Source organism: Bradyrhizobium sp. CB3481 (genome assembly GCF_029714305.1).
Lineage (GTDB): Bacteria > Pseudomonadota > Alphaproteobacteria > Rhizobiales > Xanthobacteraceae > Bradyrhizobium.
In genome coordinates this window covers 3,197,863-3,217,835 of sequence record NZ_CP121647.1, presented here as the reverse complement: position 1 = coordinate 3,217,835, position 19,973 = coordinate 3,197,863, and the positions used below count along the sequence as shown (strand labels likewise).

The 19,973-nt window shown below is 63.4% G+C and carries 20 protein-coding genes; 9 read left to right on the top strand and 11 right to left on the bottom strand.

Annotated elements, in window-relative coordinates; all coding sequences use genetic code 11:
• Positions 1-239 precede the first annotated feature (239 nt).
• The 3 genes from QA643_RS15470 to QA643_RS15460 form a co-directional block, all read right to left on the bottom strand.
• Complete coding sequence (locus tag QA643_RS15470; RefSeq protein ID WP_283033985.1) at positions 240-1,214, bottom strand: NADPH:quinone oxidoreductase family protein; 975 nt, start codon at positions 1,212-1,214, stop codon at positions 240-242.
• The gene (locus QA643_RS15465) at positions 1,214-1,825 is read right to left on the bottom strand and encodes a 2-hydroxychromene-2-carboxylate isomerase (protein WP_283033984.1); all 612 of its coding nucleotides are present in this window, start codon (positions 1,823-1,825) and stop codon (positions 1,214-1,216) included. The genes QA643_RS15470 and QA643_RS15465 overlap by 1 nt, the downstream gene beginning before the upstream one ends.
• 132 nt (positions 1,826-1,957) lie before the next feature.
• The gene (locus QA643_RS15460) at positions 1,958-2,659 is read right to left on the bottom strand and encodes a glutathione S-transferase N-terminal domain-containing protein (protein WP_283033983.1); all 702 of its coding nucleotides are present in this window, start codon (positions 2,657-2,659) and stop codon (positions 1,958-1,960) included.
• 119 nt (positions 2,660-2,778) lie between these two features.
• Here QA643_RS15460 and QA643_RS15455 point away from each other — a divergent pair, with 119 nt between their 5' ends.
• Positions 2,779-3,801: a methionine synthase gene (locus QA643_RS15455; RefSeq protein ID WP_283033982.1), complete on the top strand. Its 1,023-nt coding sequence runs from the start codon at positions 2,779-2,781 to the stop codon at positions 3,799-3,801.
• 131 nt (positions 3,802-3,932) lie between these two features.
• On the opposite strand, the gene QA643_RS15450 is transcribed toward QA643_RS15455, so the two are convergent.
• From QA643_RS15450 to QA643_RS15440, 3 genes are all read right to left on the bottom strand, one after another.
• Positions 3,933-4,553 carry a hypothetical protein gene (locus QA643_RS15450; RefSeq protein WP_283033981.1) on the bottom strand — a complete coding sequence of 207 codons (621 nt, stop codon included), beginning with the start codon at positions 4,551-4,553 and terminating at the stop codon, positions 3,933-3,935.
• Between the two features lie 96 nt (positions 4,554-4,649).
• Positions 4,650-5,168 (bottom strand): xanthine phosphoribosyltransferase, encoded by a 519-nt coding sequence (gene gpt, locus QA643_RS15445; RefSeq protein WP_283033980.1) that lies wholly within the window; start codon positions 5,166-5,168, stop codon positions 4,650-4,652.
• 241 nt (positions 5,169-5,409) lie between these two features.
• Positions 5,410-6,147 (bottom strand): molybdopterin-binding protein, encoded by a 738-nt coding sequence (locus tag QA643_RS15440; RefSeq protein ID WP_283033979.1) that lies wholly within the window; start codon positions 6,145-6,147, stop codon positions 5,410-5,412.
• 220 nt (positions 6,148-6,367) lie between these two features.
• Between QA643_RS15440 and QA643_RS15435 the strand changes: the two genes are divergently transcribed.
• The 3 genes from QA643_RS15435 to QA643_RS15425 all read left to right on the top strand — a co-directional run bounded on the left by QA643_RS15435 (position 6,368) and on the right by QA643_RS15425 (position 9,675).
• Positions 6,368-7,786 carry a circularly permuted type 2 ATP-grasp protein gene (locus QA643_RS15435; protein WP_283033978.1) on the top strand — a complete coding sequence of 473 codons (1,419 nt, stop codon included), beginning with the start codon at positions 6,368-6,370 and terminating at the stop codon, positions 7,784-7,786.
• A 2-nt stretch (positions 7,787-7,788) separates the two neighbouring features.
• Complete coding sequence (locus QA643_RS15430; protein ID WP_283033977.1) at positions 7,789-8,733, top strand: alpha-E domain-containing protein; 945 nt, start codon at positions 7,789-7,791, stop codon at positions 8,731-8,733.
• A gap of 99 nt (positions 8,734-8,832) precedes the next feature.
• Positions 8,833-9,675, top strand: a complete 843-nt coding sequence (locus tag QA643_RS15425) for a transglutaminase family protein (RefSeq protein WP_283033976.1) — start codon at positions 8,833-8,835, stop codon at positions 9,673-9,675.
• A gap of 44 nt (positions 9,676-9,719) precedes the next feature.
• Here QA643_RS15425 and QA643_RS15420 read toward each other — a convergent pair whose 3' ends face one another.
• A complete protein-coding gene (locus tag QA643_RS15420; RefSeq protein WP_283033975.1) occupies positions 9,720-10,670 on the bottom strand; it encodes a LysR family transcriptional regulator in 951 nt (316 codons plus the stop codon).
• Between the two features lie 117 nt (positions 10,671-10,787).
• Here QA643_RS15420 and QA643_RS15415 point away from each other — a divergent pair, with 117 nt between their 5' ends.
• The gene (locus tag QA643_RS15415) at positions 10,788-11,780 is read left to right on the top strand and encodes a tripartite tricarboxylate transporter substrate binding protein (protein WP_283033974.1); all 993 of its coding nucleotides are present in this window, start codon (positions 10,788-10,790) and stop codon (positions 11,778-11,780) included.
• An 11-nt stretch (positions 11,781-11,791) separates the two neighbouring features.
• On the opposite strand, the gene QA643_RS15410 is transcribed toward QA643_RS15415, so the two are convergent.
• Together QA643_RS15410 and QA643_RS15405 are read right to left on the bottom strand one after the other, a co-directional pair.
• A complete protein-coding gene (locus QA643_RS15410; RefSeq protein WP_283033973.1) occupies positions 11,792-13,405 on the bottom strand; it encodes an ABC transporter substrate-binding protein in 1,614 nt (537 codons plus the stop codon).
• Between the two features lie 64 nt (positions 13,406-13,469).
• Positions 13,470-13,847, bottom strand: a complete 378-nt coding sequence (locus QA643_RS15405; RefSeq protein ID WP_283033972.1) for a hypothetical protein — start codon at positions 13,845-13,847, stop codon at positions 13,470-13,472.
• 131 nt (positions 13,848-13,978) lie between these two features.
• Here QA643_RS15405 and QA643_RS15400 point away from each other — a divergent pair, with 131 nt between their 5' ends.
• Both QA643_RS15400 and QA643_RS15395 read left to right on the top strand, forming a co-directional pair.
• A complete protein-coding gene (locus tag QA643_RS15400) occupies positions 13,979-14,737 on the top strand; it encodes a proteasome-type protease (protein WP_283033971.1) in 759 nt (252 codons plus the stop codon).
• A 13-nt stretch (positions 14,738-14,750) separates the two neighbouring features.
• Entirely contained in the window at positions 14,751-15,515 is a 765-nt protein-coding gene (locus tag QA643_RS15395; RefSeq protein ID WP_283033970.1) for an SDR family oxidoreductase, read from the top strand.
• A gap of 20 nt (positions 15,516-15,535) precedes the next feature.
• On the opposite strand, the gene QA643_RS15390 is transcribed toward QA643_RS15395, so the two are convergent.
• On the bottom strand, positions 15,536-15,793 hold the full coding sequence (locus QA643_RS15390) for a hypothetical protein (protein WP_283033969.1): 258 nt from the start codon (positions 15,791-15,793) through the stop codon (positions 15,536-15,538).
• 214 nt (positions 15,794-16,007) lie between these two features.
• Here QA643_RS15390 and QA643_RS15385 point away from each other — a divergent pair, with 214 nt between their 5' ends.
• Positions 16,008-17,054 carry a patatin-like phospholipase family protein gene (locus tag QA643_RS15385; protein WP_283033968.1) on the top strand — a complete coding sequence of 349 codons (1,047 nt, stop codon included), beginning with the start codon at positions 16,008-16,010 and terminating at the stop codon, positions 17,052-17,054.
• Positions 17,055-17,073: 19 nt separating this feature from the next.
• On the top strand, positions 17,074-18,528 hold the full coding sequence (locus QA643_RS15380; protein ID WP_283033967.1) for a GntP family permease: 1,455 nt from the start codon (positions 17,074-17,076) through the stop codon (positions 18,526-18,528).
• 8 nt (positions 18,529-18,536) lie between these two features.
• On the opposite strand, the gene QA643_RS15375 is transcribed toward QA643_RS15380, so the two are convergent.
• The gene (locus QA643_RS15375) at positions 18,537-19,760 is read right to left on the bottom strand and encodes an MFS transporter (protein ID WP_283033966.1); all 1,224 of its coding nucleotides are present in this window, start codon (positions 19,758-19,760) and stop codon (positions 18,537-18,539) included.
• Positions 19,761-19,973 lie beyond the last annotated feature (213 nt).

Below are 19,973 nucleotides of genomic sequence, written 5' to 3'. Positions count from 1 at the left end.
CAGTCATCGTAGGGTGGGCAGAGGAGCGCAAGCGACGTGCCCACCTCTTTTGCGGCGACAACGGGCACGCTTCGCTTTGCCCACGATGTCAGCGCTGTCGTCCCGGCCAAGCGAGCAACGCGAGCGCGAGCCGGGACCCATACCCACCGGCTTTAGTTTTGCGACGGACGTCCGCCAGTTTGCCTTCTCGGTAGATCACGCGGTATGGGTCCCCGCCTTCGCGGGGACGACGGAGAGAGTCACCCCATCACCAGCGCCACCCGACCGATCGCCTTGCGCTCGATCAACAGCCGCATCGCCTGGGCGTAGTCTTCCAGCGGCAGGCGGTGCGAGACGTTGGGGCGGATCTTTCCGGCTTCCGCCCATTCCGTCAGCGCCTTGATCCTGACCTCGCCGAGCGCGGGGTTTCGCCGCACCGCCTCGCCGGCGCGGACGCCGAGCACGCTCGCGCCCTTGATCATCAACAGATTCGTCTTCGCAAGGCCGATGCCGCCGGTGAAGCCGATGATCAGAAGCCGCGCGCCCCAGTTGATGCAGCGCATCGAGTTTTCGAATACTTCGCCACCGACCGGATCGAACACGACGTCGACGCCTCGCCCATCTGTGATGCGCTTGACGGCATCGCGGAATGGCTCACGATCGTAGCGGACGAGATGGTCGGCGCCCCTCGCTTTGGCAATCGCCAGCTTCTCGTCGCTTGAGGCCGTGGCGATGACGGTCGCCCCCAGCATCTTGCCGATCTCGACGGCGGCGAGCCCGACGCCGCCGCCGGCGCCATGCACCAGCAGCACCTCGCCGGCCCGCAGCTGCCCGCGGTCGATCAGCGCATGATACGCCGTGCCGTGGCCGGCCAGGAATGTCGCGCCCTCGGCATAGTCGAAGGTCGAGGGCAGTTTGGTGAGCTGCGAGGGCGTGGCGACGGCCTCGTCGCAATAGGCGCCGTGCCGCATCCTGACGATCACGCGGTCGCCCACGGCGACACCTTCCGCCGCGTGGACCTCGACAATATCACCCGCGGCCTCCATGCCCGGGGTGAACGGCAGCGGCGGCTTGAGCTGATATTCGCCCGCCACCATCAGCACGTCGGGGAAATTCAGCCCGGCGGCCCGAATGGCGACGCGCACCTGCCCGGGCGCCAGCGGCGCGGGTGCAAATGTTTCCAGGCGCAGATTCTCGGGCGGCCCGAGCTCGCGGCAGACGACGGCGCGCGGCATCAGGCGGCCTGCACCTTCAGCCGCTCGAGCGCCTCGCGGATCAAGGGCATGCGGTCATTGCCGAAATACATGTCGGTCTTGCCGACGAAGATGGTCGGCGACCCGAATCCGCCGCGCGCCATCACCTCATCGGTATTAGCCTTGAGCTGATCCTTGATCGCCTGCTGGCCGATACCCTCGAAAAACTTCACATGGTCGATGCCGACCTTCTTGCAGATCTCCGTCAACACGGAGTCCTGCGAGATGTCCTTGTCGTCGCCCCAATAAGTCTCGAACACCGCGCGCGCGAACGGCACCATGTCCTTGTTGCCGAGCCAGATGCAGCCGCGCATCGCCTTGACGCTGTTCACCGGAAACACCGTCGGCGGCATCTTGATCGTGAGCCCAGCGGAACGCGCCCAGTCGGCGAGGTCCTTCTTCATGTAGCGCGCCTTGAGCGGCACCGGCGTCTCTCGCGCGGCGTAGACGCTGGGGTTCACTGTGTTGAAGATGCCGCCAACCAGGATCGGCCGCCAGTTGATCTCGACGCCGAGCTCTTTTGCGAGCGGCTGGATGTTGTGGAAGGCGAGATAGGTCCAGGGACTGGAACAGTCGAAGAAGAATTCGAGCATGGGTGTTTTCCTTTTGTTGTTGACCCTCGTCCTGAGGAGCCGCGCAGCGGCGTCTCGAAGGATGCAGGCCCGTCTGTGGCCTCATGGTTCGAGACGCGCGTTCTGCGCTCCTCACCATGAGGGGATAGAGTGTCACTTCCTCTCCGCCAGCTCCTTCGCTCGCGCCCCAAACATATTCCGCCGCGCTTCCTCGTCGAACGGCTCCTTGACGAACTTGCCAATTGCCAGCCCCGCCTGCATCTGCGGCCGGGCGCGGACCTCGGCGTACCAGCGCTTGACGTTCGGGTAATCGTCGAGCGTAAAGCCCTGCGCCTTGTGGGTCATGGTCCATGGGAAGCAGGCGATGTCGGCGATCGAGTAATCGCCGGCGACATAGGCGCCGGTCTTGCCGAGCTGGCGGTCGAGCACGCCGTAGAGCCGTGCCGCCTCATCGCGGTAGCGCTCGATCGCATAGGGGATCTTTTCCGCCGCATAGAGCGCAAAATGGCCGTGCTGGCCGAGCATGGGCCCCAGCCCACTCATCTGCCACATCAGCCATTCCATGACGCGGGACCGCGCCCGCGTTTCCGTCGGCAGGAAGCGCCCGGTCTTGTCGGCGAGATAGATCAGGATCGCCCCGGTCTCGAATATGGAGATCGGCTCACCGCCGTCGGCGGGCTCGCGGTCCACGATGGCCGGAATCCGGTTATTCGGGCTGATCGCCAAAAATTCCGGCCTGAACTGCTCGCCGGCGCGGATGTTGACCGGAATGACCCGATAGGGAAGCCCAAGTTCCTCCAGCATGATCGCGATCTTCCAGCCATTCGGCGTCGGCGCGTAATGCAGGTCGATCATGGCTCCCCTAGCTGCCGGTCACGGAGAATATTCCCCAGGGCGGCGACTTTTGTTGTTCTGTACCTCGATCCTAAGACATGGCAGACAGGCGCTCAATCAGAACTGAACGGGAGGCTCCCATGCTGTTTCCAACCACGATCGCAGGCTCGCTGCCGAAGCCGGAATGGCTGGCCGAGCCCAACATGCTGTGGGCGCCCTGGAAATCGAAGGGCGACGAATTGGCCCGCGCCAAGCGCGACGCCACCATGCTGGCGGTAAAGCTGCAGGAGGATGCCGGCGTCGACATCGTCACCGAGGGCGAGCAGGCCCGCCAGCATTTCGTCCATGGCTTCCTGGAGAAGGTCGAGGGCATCGATTTCGCCCACAAGGTCGAGATGGGCATCCGGAATGATCGCTACAAGGCGATGGTGCCGCAGGTGACGGCGCCGCTGACGCTGAAGGGCCGCGTCCATGCCGATGAAGCCCGGGTCGCCCGCAGCCACACCACGCGCAAGCTTAAATTCACCCTGCCCGGCCCGATGACCATCGCCGACACCGTCGCGGACAAATATTACGGCGACAAGGTCAAGATGGCGTTCGCCTTTGCCGAACTGCTGAATGCCGAGGCCAAGGCATTGCAGGCCGACGGCGTCGACGTGATCCAGTTCGACGAGCCCGCCTTCAACGTTTTCATGGACGAGGTCTCCGACTGGGGCATCAAGGCACTGGAGCGCGCCGCCGAAGGCCTGACCTGCACCACCGCCGTCCACATCTGCTACGGCTACGGCATCAAGGCCAATACCGACTGGAAACAGACGCTCGGCAGCGAATGGCGGCAGTACGAGGATATTTTCCCGGCGATCGCGAAAAGCCCGATCCAGCAGGTAGCAATCGAGTGCCGCAATTCGAAGGTGCCGCTGGATCTGCTGGCGCTGCTGCCCGGCAAGGTCGTGCAAGCCGGCGTCATTGATGTGGCCAGCGATACGGTCGAGACCGCCGAGGATGTGGTGAAGGTGATTGAGGCGGTCGCGAAATTCGTGCCGCTCAGCAATATCGTCGCCACCACCAATTGCGGCATGGCGCCGATGCGGCGGGATATTGCGGAGGCGAAGCTGATAGCGCTCGGCGCGGGCGCGAAGCTGGCGCGGCAGAAGTTGGGTTAAGCGGCTGCGGCAATCATCGTCATGGCCGGGCTTGTCCCGGCCATCCACGTCTTTGCCTGTTGTGGAAAAGGAAGACGTGGATGCCCGGGACAAGCCCGGGCATGACGACGGATAGAGCATCGATGGCTACGCTAAGCTTCGACCGCGCTCTGATGCAGCACCGGCCGATACCCGGCGCCCAACGCGCGCAGCGTTGAAGGCGGCGTCAGCAACAGCGCGTCCTCAATCGCGCCGTCCGCCTTACGATAACCCTCCATCGACCACTGCAGCGCCCTGCCCTGCACGATCAGGAAACTGTAGTCTCCCCGCACCACCATCGCGCCGTCAGGCAGCTTCTCTACCGGCACCGGCAACGGGTGCAATCTCTTGCTGCCACGCTCGAGCCGCTCCCGGTGCAGCACGGCGTCCATTTCCCGCGCACGAACATCCGTCACGCCATTGCCCTCTTCCCAGGCGGCGCGAAAGCGGTTGGCATCGTCGCGGCGGCAGAAGAAGCATGGGCGGTGGCCGGCGGCGAAGGCGGTGGCCTCATCGAGAAAGAACAGCTCAGTCCAGCTCCGCCGGCCCATCACCGGCCGCCGCCAGCCCCTGAACTCGCACAGACAGGTGATCCACGCCGGGCTGGACCAGCGCTTTTTCAGCAAGGTTTTCGTCGCGGGATCGTGGATGATGCCGCGGTTGCCGGTGAACAGGCCGCGATGTGGGGTGGCGATGATGTCGCCGGTGGGGATGACGCGGTTTTGCAGGGGCATGTGGCGGGACGCGAATGGCGAGTAGCGAATAGCGAATAGCGAATAGCGAATAGTACCTTTCACCACTCGCTATTCGCTACTCCCTATTCGCCTTGCTCACGACCGGATCGGCGGCTGGTACGACAGCGCGGTGTCCCAGGGAAAATGGATCCAGGTATCCTGCGACACTTCGGTAATAAACGTATCGACCAGCGGCTTGCCCTTTGGCTTGGCGTAGACAGTGGCGAAATGCGCGTCGGGCAGCATCTGGCGCACCATCCGCCCGGTCGCGCCGGTATCGACGAGGTCGTCGACGATCAACAGCCCCTTGCCGGTGCCGCCGCCGAGCCTGGCGACGTCGGCAGATACGCCCTTGAGCACCTGCAGGTCGCCCTGGCTGGTGTGGTCGTAGCTCGCAATGCAGACGGTATCGATCACGCGCAGGCCGAGTTCGCGCGCCACGATCGCGGCCGGCACAAGCCCGCCGCGGGTGATCGCGATAACAGCATGAAACGGCCCGACCTCGTTGAGCCGCCAGGTCAGCGCCCGGCAGTCCCGGTGAAACTGATCCCAGGAGACCGGAAAGGGCCGGCCGGCCCGCGCCTCGGCGTTCGGTTCGGAATTGTTGTCTGCCATCTTGGTTCGCCTCGTCTTGCCGGCCTGCTAGCGCATCATGAAATTAGATTTGATTGCGGCCGCGGAGATGGTGCGCTCCCTCTCCCGCTTGCGGGGGAGGGTTGGGGTGGGGGTGTCTCCGCAGGCGATACTGCCCGAGTGGAGAGAGCCCCCACCCGGCGCTTCGCGCCGACCTCCCCGCAAGCGGGAGAGGTGAAGCGCGCCTGCGGCTAAACTCATCCAACCAAAAAATCATCGTGCACTAGCGCGCCACGTTCAATCCCGCCAGCATTTCCTTCACCGCGGCCATTGCGGCGTTGAGCTTTTCGGGGTCGCGCGAGCGGACGACGAGGTTGGTGTTGGGCTTCTTGTCCTCGTCCATGAACGGATAGCTGCCGATGATGGTGTCGGGATGGGCGATCGCGATCTCCCGCAGCGGCCCGCCGATGTCGCCTTCCCGCGCATTGGCACGGACCGAATCCGAGAGCATCCGCACGCCGGACTTCAGCTTGGGCGCGACGATGTCCATCATCGCCTGCATGATCGAGGGGATGCCGGCCATCACGATGACGTTGCCGAGCTTGAAGCCGGGCGCCAGGATGGTGGCGCTCTGGATCAGCTCGGCGCCGTCGGGCACCCGGGCCATCCGCAGCCGCGCCTCGTTCAGATCTTGCTCGCTCCAGCGCTCACGGAAGCGCGCCACCACCTCGGGGTGATGGTCGATCGGAACGCCGAACGCCTTGGCGACGCTGTCGGCGGTAATGTCGTCATGAGTCGGCCCGATGCCGCCGGTGGTAAAGACGTAGGTGTAGCGCTTCCGCAGTGCATTAAGAGCGTCGACAATATCGCTCTCGTCGTCGGCGACGATGCGGACTTCCCTAAGGTCGATGCCGATATTGGTCAGGTATTCGGCGATGAAGCCGATATTCTTGTCCTTGGTCCGGCCGGACAGGATCTCGTCGCCAATGACCAGAATACCCGCCGTGACGATCTCGCTCATGACTTTTCCCCACCTCTCCCGGTACTTTGCGCAAGCAACGCATTGAAGTCACGGGGCTTTGCTGCCGAAATAAGCACCCGGCAGCCCTTTTTTAGGGCAGCGCGGCCGGCTACCCCCACGAAATGCCGCTGGCCAATGCATATCGCGCTGGCCCGAGCCTTGCTACCATCCCGTGAAGTCATGCACTGTGCCGCATGGCTTCGGGGGATAGTCAGGATTTATGGCAGTAGCCTTTGATGAAATGAACGGGCCCGGCGGTGACCTCCGCCCCGCCTATCAGGAGCTCTCCCGCTGGCTAAAGGAGACGCCGCCGGAGGCGCTGGAATATCGCCGCCAGGAAGCGGAACTCTTGTTCCGCCGGATCGGCATCACCTTTGCCGTCTATGGCGACGCCGAAGCCCAGGAACGGCTGATCCCGTTCGACGTGATCCCGCGGATCATGTCGGGCAAGGAATGGACGGTGCTGGAAAGGGGCCTGAAGCAGCGGGTCCGCGCGCTCAACATGTTCCTGCGCGACATCTATCACGGCCGCGACATCCTGCGCGCCAACATCATTCCCGACGACCTGATCTTCCAGAACCCGGTCTTCCGTCCCGAGATGAACGGCCAGAGCGTGCCGCACGATGTCTACGTGCACATCGCCGGCATCGACATCGTCCGGGTCGACGCCGAGAATTTCATCGTGCTGGAGGACAATGCACGCACGCCTTCCGGCGTGTCCTACATGCTGGAAAACCGCGAAATCATGATGCGGCTGTTTCCGGACCTGTTCGCCCGCCACCGCGTCGCGCCGGTGGAGCGCTATCCGGATGAGCTGCTCGCCGCGCTGCGCTCGGTGGCGCCGCTCTCCGCCTCGGCGGAGCCGACGGTCGCGCTGATGACGCCCGGCATCTACAACTCCGCATATTACGAACACTCCTTCCTCGCCGACAAGCTCGGCATCGAGCTGGTCGAGGGGCGAGACCTCATCGTCAAGAGCGACGAGGTGTTCATGCGCACCACCGAAGGGCTGAAGCGCGTCGACGTGATCTACCGCCGCGTCGATGACGATTTCCTCGATCCCCTGACCTTCCGGCCGGATTCGACGCTCGGCGTTCCCGGCCTGATGTCGGCCTATGCCGCCGGCAACATCACGCTGGCGAACGCGGTCGGCACCGGGATCGCCGACGACAAGGCGATCTATTCCTATATGCCTGATATCGTAAAATTCTATCTCGGCGAGGAGCCGATCCTGAAGAACGTGCCGACCTGGCGCTGCCGCGAGCCGAAGGATCTCGCCTACGTGCTCGACAATCTGGACGAGCTGGTCGTCAAGGAAGTGCACGGCTCCGGCGGCTACGGCATGCTGATCGGCCCCGCCGCGACCAAGGCGACGATCGAGGCGTTCCGCGACAAGCTCAAGCGCGAGCCGGAAGGCTTTATCGCCCAGCCGACGCTGGCGCTCTCGACTTGCCCGACCTGCACCGCTTCCGGCCTCGCGCCTCGCCATGTCGACCTGCGGCCGTTCGTGCTGACGGGGAGCAAGCACGTCACCATCGTGCCGGGCGGGCTGACGCGGGTGGCGCTGAAGGAAGGCTCACTGGTGGTCAATTCCAGCCAGGGCGGCGGCACCAAGGACACCTGGATACTGGACGAATAGAGATGCTGTCGCGCACCGCCGAAAACCTGTACTGGCTGGCCCGCTATGTCGAGCGCGCCGAATATATCGCGCGCACCATAGACGCGACCTTGCGCGTCACCGCGCTGCCCGCCGCCTATATCGGCAAGACCAATGAGTGGGAATCGGCGCTTTTGACCGCCGGCGTCAGCGAGAGCTTCTTCGAAGCCTATCTCGAAGCCAACGAGCAGAACGTCGTCGAATACCTGGCGTTCTCGCCGTCCAATCCATCCTCGATCAAGAACTGCATCGAGGCGGCGCGGCTGAACTCGCGCTCGGTCCGTACCGCGCTAACGAGCGAGATGTGGGACACCATCAACTCGGCCTGGATCGAATTGCAGGAGGTCTGGGGCAAGGGCACCTCGAGCCGCGAGGAACTGGCGCGGTTTCTCCGTTTCGTGCAGGAGACCTCGCTGCGCTTCGACGGCTCGGCCTACCGCACCATGCTGCGCAACGACGCCTACTGGTTTTCGCGGCTGGGCGTGCATCTGGAGCGCGCCGACAACACCGCCCGCATTCTCGACGTGAAATACCATGTGCTGCTGCCCGAGGAGGAGCATGTCGGCGGCCCCCTGGATTATTACCAGTGGACCTCGATCCTGCGATCGGTGTCGGCAACGACCGCCTATCACTGGGTCTACCGCGAGACGCTGAAGCCGTGGCTGATCGCCGATCTCCTGATCCTCAACGACACGCTGCCGCGCTCGCTGGCGAGCTGCTACAGCAACCTCGTGCGCAATCTCGACCAGATCGGCGTCGCCTATGGCCGCCAGGGCCCGTCCCAGCGCCATGCCCGCGGCGTGCGTAACCGGCTTGAACACAGCCATATGGACGATATCTTCCAGCACGGCGTGCATGAATTCATCCAGGAGTTTATCGCCGACAATTCGCGGCTGGGTGAGATCATCACCAGGCAGTATTTGATTTGAAGTCGTCATTCCGGGATGGTCCGCAGGACCAGACCCGGAATCTCGAGATTCCGGGTTCGCTGCGCGCCCCGGAATGACGGAGAGAAATAGCGGTAAGCCATGCGCCTGCGAATTGCCCATACCACGACCTATCGCTACGAGCCGGCCGCCTCGGGCGTGATCCAGATCCTGCGCATGACGCCCGGCAGCCATGACGGACAATATGTCGCCGAATGGCAGATCGGCGTCTCGACCGATTCGCGGCTCGACATGCACCAGGACGCGTTCGGCAACGTCACCCATGTCCTCACCTATGGATCGATCGCCGACCTCACCATCCATGTCGAGGGGCTGATCGAGACCCACGACACCGGCGGCGTGCTGCGCGGCACCGACGAGCGCTTCCCGGCAGGCCTGTTCCTGCGCCAGACCGGCCTGACCACGGTCAATCCGGCAATGGCGACGTTTGCCCGCGAGCTGCGCGCAGAATCCGATGGTGATGTGCTCGGCTTCCTGCACGCGCTGATGATGCAGATCAACGAGCACATGACGTTCGACGAGGACCCGACCAATTCGGGCACGTCGGCGGCGGAGGCCTTCGGGCTCAAGCGCGGGGTCTGCCAGGACTACGCCCACATCTTCATCGCCTGCGCCCGCTCCGGCGGCGTGCCGGCCCGGTTCGTCTCAGGTCATCTTCTGCGCGCCGACGGAACGATTCATCAGCAGGCGGGCCACGCCTGGGCCGAAGCCCATGTGCCCGATCTCGGCTGGGTCGGCTTCGACACCGCCAACGGCATCTGCACGACGGACGCGCACGCCCGCGTCGCCATCGGGCTCGATTACCTCGGCGCCGCCCCCGTGCGCGGCACCCGCTATGGCGGCGGCAACGAGACGCTGACGGTCGCGGTGAAGGTCGAACAGGCCGGACGGCCGGGTCAGTGGCAAAGCCAGTCGCAGTCGTAAGGCCGTATCGCGCCGGCCTATTGAAGCTCATGGCACTGACTGCATCAATGTTTCACGCGCTTCACTTGTTGCTCCGCCGTTCTGTGAGCGCACTCAATAAAGAGCTTTGCGACGGGACTGAGAGTCCGATTCTTCAATGTCACAATCCCCACCGGACGCCGCTGCACGGGTAACTTGATCGGAAGCACCTTGAAAACCTGAGCGAGATCCGCGGTACGCAGGACTGATGTTGGAAGCGTCGTCACGAATTGTCCGGTAGCTGCCAGTCGGCAACACAGATGAATGGAAAGTGTTGTGATGCAGGCGCGCGGCAGTTCAATGTTGCAAGCACGAAACCACTCGGCGGCAAGAATACCTGCCATTGTATCTGCGGGCGGGAGGACCCAGCGGTCATCCGTCAGTTCGGCAAGCACAACCCGCCGTAATCGTGCCCATTTGCTCCGGCGGCTTGCGACGACGACCACCGGATCGTCGTATACGGTATCGACGTCGAGATCTTCCTCATCGAACTGGGTCGGGATGCGGCCCAGCAGCAGATCGATGCTGCGCTCGCGCAAATCGCGATAGTGCTGCGCATTCATGACCGCTTGTGCAACATCGAGGCGGACACGGGGCTGCTCGCGCGAGAAATTCTCAATGACCGCCGGCAAAAACCCGGCGGCGATGCCCTCGGTGCTTGCGATGCGCAGATTTCCGACCGTAGGGTCGGTGAGAAAAGCGAGTTCCTCAACCCCCTTCTTCAGTTCGTCGAAAATCGTCCGGCCCCGTGCCACGAGAGCTTGGCCATAAGCCGTCGGCTCAACCCCGTTGCGCCCGCGATCAAGCAGGCGAAGCCCCAGCGCATGCTCCATGTCAGCAATCGCCTTCGAGACGGCTGGCTGCGAAACCGCCAGTTCGGCCGCAGCTCTCGCCATGCTGCCGTGTTGCACGACAGCGAGCAAGATATGCAAGTCACGTAACTTGAGACGCCGTCCAACCCGATCAGCCCACTGCATGACACACATACCTATCAAAACGGTTATGCCTGGGTCACATATCAGAATTGGACAGATATGTCTGCGCCGCGCAAGGTTCGACGACGGATCATGCTTGCGAGCGACCGGAAGTCTGCAATGTCCGCATCAGCCCTGAGATTACTGACGACGCTAACCAGCGTTGTAGTGATGATCACAGTTGCATCGATCAGCGCTGCCTCGGCGCAGGACTATCCCTCGAGGACCATCAAGATCGTGGTACCTTTCCCAGCCGGCGGCCCGCTGGACATGACCGCGCGCTTGCTGGCAGAAAAGCTCGCCCTCAGCTTCAAGCAGGCGTTCGTGGTGGAAAATCGGCCCGGTGCTTCGGGTAACATCGGAACAGATGCCGTCGCCAAGGCAGAGCCGGACGGCTACACCCTATTGTTCGTGCTCGACACGCCGCTTACGGCGCATCCGACATTATATGCCAAGCTGCCGTTCGATCCGGTCAGAGATTTTGAGCCGATCTCCGCGGTCGCAAGGTTCTCGCTCACGCTCGTCGTACACCCCTCCGTTCCGGTGGCTTCAGTGACGGAATTCGTCGCATACGCAAAGAGCAAGGACCGCCCACTGCTTTACGGGAGCGGTGGCGGGCGCGGCGATCCTGGGCACCTGACAATGGAGTATTTTAGGCAGCATGCGGGATTTGAAGCGATCCACGTGCCCTACAAGGGTAACGCCGAGGTCGTGATGGGTGTGGTGGGCGGACAGATACTGGCTGGCTTTCTCGCCACCCCCGGCGTGGCACAGGTCGCGCGTGAAGGACGATTGAAAGCACTTGCGATATCCAGTGGACAGCAGACGTCATTCATGCCGGATGTCCCCACTGTCGCGGAGAGCGGCTACCCGGGATTTGAGGCGCGCTTCTGCATGGTGATGCTAGCGCCCAAGGGCGTTCCGGAGCCGATCCGCGCGCGGCTCGAGCGCGAGGTACGGCACGCCATGCAATCCCCCGATCTGCAAGCACGGCTGCAAGCGCAGGCCTTGGAGCCGATCGGAAGTACCGGTGCAGAAGCTAGCGAGCTGCTCAAATCTGCTTCCGAACGATGGCGAACGGTTATCAAGACCTCTAATATTCGATTCGATTAGCCGTTCGGCCGTCACTTATCCAACCACACATCCTCGAACCGCAGATTGTTGTACTGGCTGTTGGCGTGGGGGCGGAAATTCTTCACGTGGGGCTGCCAGCAATTGCCGGCCGAGGAGTGCAGGATGACGGGCCGCGCGGCATCCTCGACCAGCAGCCGCTCGATCTCCCAGACCATCTTCTTACGCTTTTCCCTGTCGAGCTCGCTCGATTGCGCCGCCAGCAGACGGTCGACCTCGGCATTGCAATACTGGGTGTAGTTGCGCTCCGACTTGCAGGAATAGTTCTCGACGATATTGCCGTCGGGATCGTCGACGCTGACGCCGGTAACGTTCAGCCCTATCGTGTAATCCTTCTTGGCGAGCCTTGCGTACCAGCGCGGTGTGTCGAGGATGTCGAGCTCGCCGACGATGTAGATCTTCTTGAGCTGGTCGATCAGGATCACCGCGGGATCGCGATAGGTCGGCAGGTTTCGAGTCTGGATCTTGATCGATAGCGGCTTTGCATCGCTGTAGCCGAGCTTCTGCATGATGGCCTGCGCCTCGGCGATGTTCTTTTCGGTATCCGAACCGTAGCCGGGAAGTTGCGACAGCATTTCCGGCGGCATGCCCCATTCGCCCTCGGGCTGCGCCAACATCGCCCCGCCCATGCGCGCCAGCCCCTCCATCAAGATCGTATTGAACGGCTTGCGGTCCAGCGCCAGCGACATCGCCTTTCGGATGTCCGGATTGTCGAACGGCGGGTTGACGCGGTTGACCATCAGGTTGATCAGCGTCCCCGTCGTGGTCATTTCGCAGATCGCATTCGGCGCACGTGCCTTGACGTCCTTCATTAGGGGAACGCTGACGTCGGAAGGGAAAGTAATGTCGTATTCGCCGGTGGCAAACGCCAGCATGCGGGTGGCGCGGCTGTCGATCATCCGGAACGTGATCTCGTCGAGATAAGGACGGTCCTTTTTCCAGTAATCAGGATTGCGCACCAGGCGCACGGACTCGCCGCGCTTGAACTCCACGAATTTGAACGGACCGGTGCCGATGGGCTTGGTGCGCATCACCTGCTGCGGCACGTGACAGGGATAGACCGGCGAGAACGCGCTCGCCAGCAGCACCGGCAGGCTCGGCTGCGCCTCGCTCAGCTCGAAGGTCGCCTCATAATCGCCGTTGATGCTGACATCCTGCAGCTTCGTGTACCAGACCTTGCGCGGGTTGCGGTGAAAGTCCTTGGTATCCCCGCCCTTGCCGATCAGCATCCGCCAAGTGCACTGCACGTCCTTTGCAGTGAACGGCTGGCCGTCGTGCCATTTCACGCCCTGCCGAAGCTTGAACGTCAGCTTCGTGTTGCTGGAATCCCACGACCAGCTTTCGGCGAGATCGGGAATGACCGTATCGATGCTCTCATGCACCTTGGCCGGATCGAACACGACGAGGTTATTGAAGATCGCCGCAAACGGCGTCACCGAAGCGATCGTCGCTTCCTCGTGCAGTGAGGTCGAGGGCGGATTGTCGTTGTGATAGAGCCTGAGCGTGCCGCCCTTCTTTTGTGCCATGGCGGGGACGGCCGTGAGCAAGGCGGCACAGAGGGCAGCCATCGAGACGGTGAGTTGGCGTGATAGCCGCTTGGCGCGCATGATGGCCTCCCCAATGCTTCTTGTTGTTATGAAGGCACAGCGTGCAGGAGGCGGCGGACGTAAGTCAATATTCGCAGGCGCGATAGTTCGATGCCGCGCAAACATCCGCCATGGCCTTCGCCTGCGACATTTCCGCCGGCGACATCGTCTTCGACACTTCGCGCAAGCCGGCTTTGGCCTTGGCATCGCCACGCCTGGCGGCGACGCTGAACCACATGAAGGCGCGGGCTAGGCTCGGCGCCGTGCCCTCGCCCTTGCGATACATGGTTCCGATCTGGGTTTGCGCCTTCGGATTGCCCTGTTCGGCCAGCGGGCGGAACAGGCGGATCGCGGGCAGGTAGTCGCCGCGATTATAGGCCACCATGCCGTCTTCCCAGGGACCGGCCAGCGTGTGGGCGCTGCCGAACAGGAGCATCCCCGCCGCCAGAGCTGATTTCCGCATGTCTCCCCCCGCCTTTTGATGGGACATGGTACCTACCCGGAGCATGCCGCGCCACGGGATTTGGGGTTGGATGCCCCATCGAAATTGGCTACTAGTTTGGCGCCGAAAATGAATGCATTCGGGGACTTGGAATGACCTATTGTTGCGGAATTCTGGTGCGGGACGGTCTCGTCATGATCGCGGATACCCGCACCAATGCCGGCCTCGACAATGTCTCGACCTTCCGCAAGCTGCATATTTTCTCAAAGCCCGGCGAGCGCATTATGGCGATTGCCTCAGCCGGCAATCTGGCGATCAGCCAGTCCGTGCTGTCGACGCTGACCGAGGGCATCGAAGACCCCAACACCGGCGAGGTCGAGACGCTGATGAACGCGCCGACCATGTTCCAGGCGGCGCAGCGCATCGGGCGGGCGATCCGCATGGTCCATGCCACCGAAGGCCCGGCGCTGCGGTCCGAAGACGTCTCGTTTGACGTCTCCTTCCTGTTCGGCGGCCAGATCAAGGGCTCGCGAATGCGGCTGTTCATGGTCTACACCGCCGGCAATTTCATCGAATGCACCACCGACACGCCGTACTTGCAGATCGGTGAGCACAAATACGGCAAGCCGGTGCTCGACCGCGCGATGCATTACGACGTCGAATTGTATGAGGCGCTGAAGACCGGCCTGATCTCGATGGATTCGACGATGCGCTCCAACCTCGGCGTCGGCCTGCCGATCGACGTGCTGGTGGTGCGCACGGATGCCTGCGAGGCCGATCTCAACCACCGCATCGAGGCGGGCGAGCCCTATTTCCACGACCTGCGCTCGCGCTGGTCGGCGGCGCTGCGCGCGGCGCATCAGAATATTCCGAGACCACCCTACAAATCCGAAACAGAAACCAAGAACTGAAGGCGAGGAAATAATGGCCGACGCAACCAACAAGATCGCACTCGTCACGGGTGCAGGCACCGGTGTCGGACGCGCCGCATCGTTGGCGCTGATGAATGCCGGCTACACCGTGGTGCTCGCCGGACGCCGCATGGAGATGCTGGAGGAGACCAAGAAGCTCGGCGACAATGTCGGCAAGAGCATGTGCGTTTCCGCCGACATGACCAAGCCGGAGTCGATCGCGGCGCTGTTCGCCAAGGTGAAGGACACCTATGGCCGGCTCGACGTGCTCTTCAACAATGCCGGCATGGGCGCGCCGCCGGTCAATTTCGAGGACCTCAGCCTGGAGCAGTGGCAGGCGGTGGTGAACACCAACCTCACCGGCCCGTTCCTGTGCACCCAGCACGCCTTCCGCATCATGAAGGACCAGAACCCGCGCGGCGGCCGCATCATCAACAACGGCTCGATCTCGGCGCACGCCCCGCGCCCGTTCTCCGCGGCCTATACCTCGACCAAGCACGCGATCACCGGCCTGACGAAGGCCTCCAATCTCGACGGCCGCATGTACGACATCGCCGTCGGCCAGGTCGATATCGGCAATGCCGCCACCCCGATGACGGACCGCATGGTCGCCGGCCCCGGCGTGATGCAGCCCGACGGCACGATGAAGCACGAACCGCGCATGGATGCGAAGGCGGTCGGCGATGCCGTGGCCTACATGGCCGGCCTGCCGCTCGATGCCAACGTTCTGTTCATGACGGTGATGGCAACCAAGATGCCGTTCGTCGGGCGGGGCTAAGCGCCCGCGCCCTGCAGGCGTTAGCGCAGGAAACTGCGCAGCGCATGTCCGGCAGTCTCGGTCGAGACTGCCGGATCGACGTCCACCAGTTGGACATCCATTTCCGGAAAATCATCGCTGCGCACGAGCCCGACCTCACTTTGCTTGGTGGTCTGACCGCTCGAAAAAATGCGCTGCTTGAGCTGGATCACATAGGCCATTCCCAGCCCGATGAGCGCGGCGCCCAGCATCAAGCATACGACGAAAATCAGCAGATCCTTTTTCCTAAATTCGCGCATCGGCGCCTCGCTCGTCCGCCGGTAGCAGTCTGACCAGCATGCTACCACCGGAGAGAGGCGCATCAAACCCGGCGTTGAAGCCACATATGACAATCCCGCTTACTCAGCCGCAGCGGACGCCATACATCTCGTAATTGTGAAAATGGCCGCTCGATCGGCGTGGTGTATGGTCTCTGCGGCCCGCGACGCGCTCGCACAGTAGTCGGAGCTCGCCATGTCCTCGAAGGAACCGCGACGGCGCGAGGGGCGCGATCCCGTACTTGTCGATCTTGCGCTGCAGGGCGGCGGATCGCACGGCGCATTTACCTGGGGTGTACTCGATCGGCTGATGGATGAGCCATGGCTGCGCATCGAGGGTATATCGGGCACCTCGGCAGGCGCGATGAACGCGGTGGTGCTGGCGGCGGGTTTCAAGAACGACGGCCCCGCCGGCGCCAAGTCTGCGTTGCAGGCGTTCTGGCGGCGGGTCGCCGACTCGGCGCGATTCAGCCCGATCAGGCGGACCCCGCTGGACGTCGTGCTCGGCCGCTGGACACTTGATACGTCGCCGTTCTATCTCGCCTTCGATATGGCAAGCCGCGTGTTCTCGCCTTATGACCTGAATCTATCCCGCGCCAACCCGCTGCATCAGGTTCTCGCCGAGTCCGTCGATTTCGGCCAGGTCGCGAACTCTCCGATCCGGTTGTTCGTGACGGCCACCAACGTTCACACCGGTCGCGGACGCGTGTTTCGCAACGCCGAGCTGACACCCGATGTCCTGCTCGCTTCCGCCTGCCTGCCAACGCTATTCCGCGCGATCGAGATCGATGGCGAGCCTTATTGGGACGGTGGCTACGCCGGCAACCCGACGATCACGCCGCTGGTACGCGAGTGCGATTCGCACGACACGCTTCTCGTGGCCGTCAATCCGGTCGAACGGCAAGGCATACCGCGCTCGGCGCGCGAAATCCTCGATCGATTGAACGAGGTCTCGTTCAACGCGACGCTGCTCAAGGAGCTGCGCATGATCGCACTGCTCCGACAGGTCGTGGATGCCGGAAGCTCCGAGGGGCGCAAATGGGCCGAGATGCGCATCCATCTCATCACCAGCAAGGTGCTGGCTGACCTCGGCGCATCCTCGAAGTTCAACGCCGAATGGGATTTCCTTTGCATGCTGCGCGACGAAGGCCGCCATGCAGCGGAGGCCTTCCTTGCGGCGAACGGCCAGAACATCGGCCAGCGTTCGTCGGTCGATCTGGACATCCTGTTACAGCACGTTTGACGGCAAGAGGTTTGACGGCATGGGTCTCGTCGGAATCCTTGTTGCCCTTGGCCTCCTTGTCTGGTTGTCGTTCCGCGGATGGAGCGTGCTCCTGCTCGCGCCGGCCGTGGCGATCGTCGCTGCGGCCTTCGCCGGGGAGCCCCTGCTCGCCCATTGGACCCAGACGTTCATGGGCAGTGCTGCGAACTTCATTGCGCAATTCTTCCCGATATTTCTCTTGGGCGCGCTGTTCGGCAAGCTGATGGACGACAGCGGGTCGGTCCTTGCCATCGCCCGTTTCATCAGCAGCAGGCTGGGACAGCGCCGGGCGATCCTTGCTGTCGTCCTTGCGGGCGCGCTCGTCACTTACGGCGGCGTGAGCCTGTTCGTCGCCTTTTTCGTGTTGGCGCCGATGGCCCGGGAATTGTTTCGTGTCGCTGACATCCCGCATCGGCTCATGCCGGCCGCCATTGCTTTGGGCACGTCCACCTTCACGATGTCAGCCATGCCCGGAACGCCGGCGATCCAAAACACCATCCCGATGCCTTTCTTTGGCACGACGCCATTCGCCGCGCCCGGATTGGGCGTGATCGCTTCGGTAATCATGCTCGCCTTCGGGCTATGGTGGCTCGGCCGCGCCGAGGCATCGGCGCGCAAGTCCGGCGAAGGCTATGGCAGAGATGCCGAGGCCTCTGCCGGCAATGTTGCTGACGATCAATTCATCCGGGAACGCGCCACATCGTCCCATGAATTCGATCCAGCCGAAATAACCCATGGCAAGCGCAGCGAGGTGCTGCCGCCAATCGCCACGGCCGTCATCCCGATCCTCGTCGTCGTCGGCGTGAACCTTCTGATGTCGGCCGTGATCCTGCCACGCCTCGACTTCTCGTTTCTTGGGGAGGCGCGTTGGGGCGGGACATCGCTTGCGGGCGTGGCCGGGGTATGGTCGGTTGCGGTCGCGCTCGCCACCGCCACGGTGACCCTCATTGCGCTCAATCGGGCCCGTCTGGCAGATGTCCGGGCGAGCATGGATGCCGGCGCAAACGCGTCGGTGCTGCCGATTTTCAGCGTGGCAAGCCTGGTCGGCTTCGGCGCTGTCGTCGCGGCGCTGCCGGCCTTTGCGTTGGTGCGCGACTGGGTGCTGTCGATCTCCGGCGGACCTCTCGTCTCTCTGGCGATCGCCACGAATGTCCTTGCCGCGCTGACCGGCTCGGCTTCCGGCGGATTGACCATCGCGCTCGATGCTCTCGGCGACACCTACCTGCAAATTGCCAGGACGGCCCACATCGATCCGGGGCTCATGCACCGCATTGCCGTGATCGGCTCCGGCACGCTCGACAGCCTGCCGCACAACGGCGCCGTCGTGACGCTGCTTGCGGTCTGCGGCTCGACCCATCGCGACAGCTACTTCGATATGGTGATGGCCAATATCGTTGGGCCGGTCATTGCGCTGGCTGCCGTGGTCGCCTTAGGTTCAATGCTTGGGTCTTTCTAACCGCCGCCCTACTCCAGCCGCTCCACCTTGCGCAGCGACGGGAACAGCTTCATCCAGAGCAGCGCGACCGCGATGGTGCCGACGCCGCCGATGACGGCGGCCGGCACGGTGCCGAACAGCGCGGCGGTGACGCCGCTTTCGAACTGGCCGAGCTGGTTGCTGGCATTGATGAACAGGAAATTGACCGCGCCGACGCGGCCGCGCATCTCATCGGGCGTCGCTAGCTGCACCAGCGAGAAGCGGATCACGACGCTGATCGTGTCGGCGGCGCCGAGCAGCGCCAGCGCCAGCACCGACAGCCACATCCACTGCGAGAGCGCAAATATCACCGTTGCTGCGCCGAACACGATCACGGCCTGAAACATCCGCAGACCGACATGGCGGTTGATGGTGTGGCGGGCGAGATAGGCGGTCATCAGAAGCGCGCCGACCGCGGGCGCGGCGCGCAGGATACCGAGCCCGAGCGGGCCGGTCTGCAGGATGTCGCGCGCATAGATCGGCAATAGCGCGGTGACGCCGCCGAGCAGCACCGCGAACAGGTCGAGCGAGATGGTGCCGAGAATCGCCGGGTTGTTGCGGATGAAACGGACGCCCGCGTACACGTCGTCCGACGTCGTGTCGGGCTTCGAAAGCTCCTGCCGTTCCGCCTGGATGAAGCCGGTGAGGACTGCGCCCGCCAGCCAGAATACGACGATGACGAGATAAGGCAGGCTCGGCGCAAGGACGTACGCGAGACCGCCGAGCGCTGGCCCGGTGATGGTCGCGATCTGAGCAGCGCCGGAGGAAATCGCAGTGGCCCGCTGCAGCGAGCCCTTTGGCGCGATCAGCGGCAGCAGCGCGGCCGTAGCCGGACTCTCGAACGCGCCGGCGATCCCAATCACGAAGGTCGCGATGAAGATCTGCACCTCGTTGAGCCAGCCGGCAAAGGTCGAGACCGCCAGGAACAGCGCCGTCATGGCTTCGGCGATCTGGCAAAGCTGCACCACGCGCTTGCGCTCGAAGCGATCGGCGGCATGGCCGGCCACGAAAACCAGCAGCGCCGTGGGCAGGAACTGCACCAGCCCGACCATGCCGAGATCGAAGGCACTGCCGGTGAGGTCATAGATCTGCCAGCCGATCGCGACCGCGGCGATCTGGCTGGAGAAGCGCGAAAGGCTGCGCGACAGCAGGAAAAACAGGAACGGCCCGTGCCTGAGCAGTTCGCGGGCACCCACCGGTAGCGTCGAGGACATGGCGGAGACGGGTGGCCGAGCGCGGCATGGTTGTCAATGGCGAGGCGCGGATAGGTACCGTGTCCCGGACGCAGCGCGGCGCGAAGTGCCGCGCTGCTGAGCCGGGACCTATTTCCATGCGCGAGATGGGTCCCGGCTCTGCGGCGCAGCGTCAAGTGGCGCTGCACCGCGTCCGGGACACGAGTTGGGGGTTTCACAATCTTGCGGCGCTGG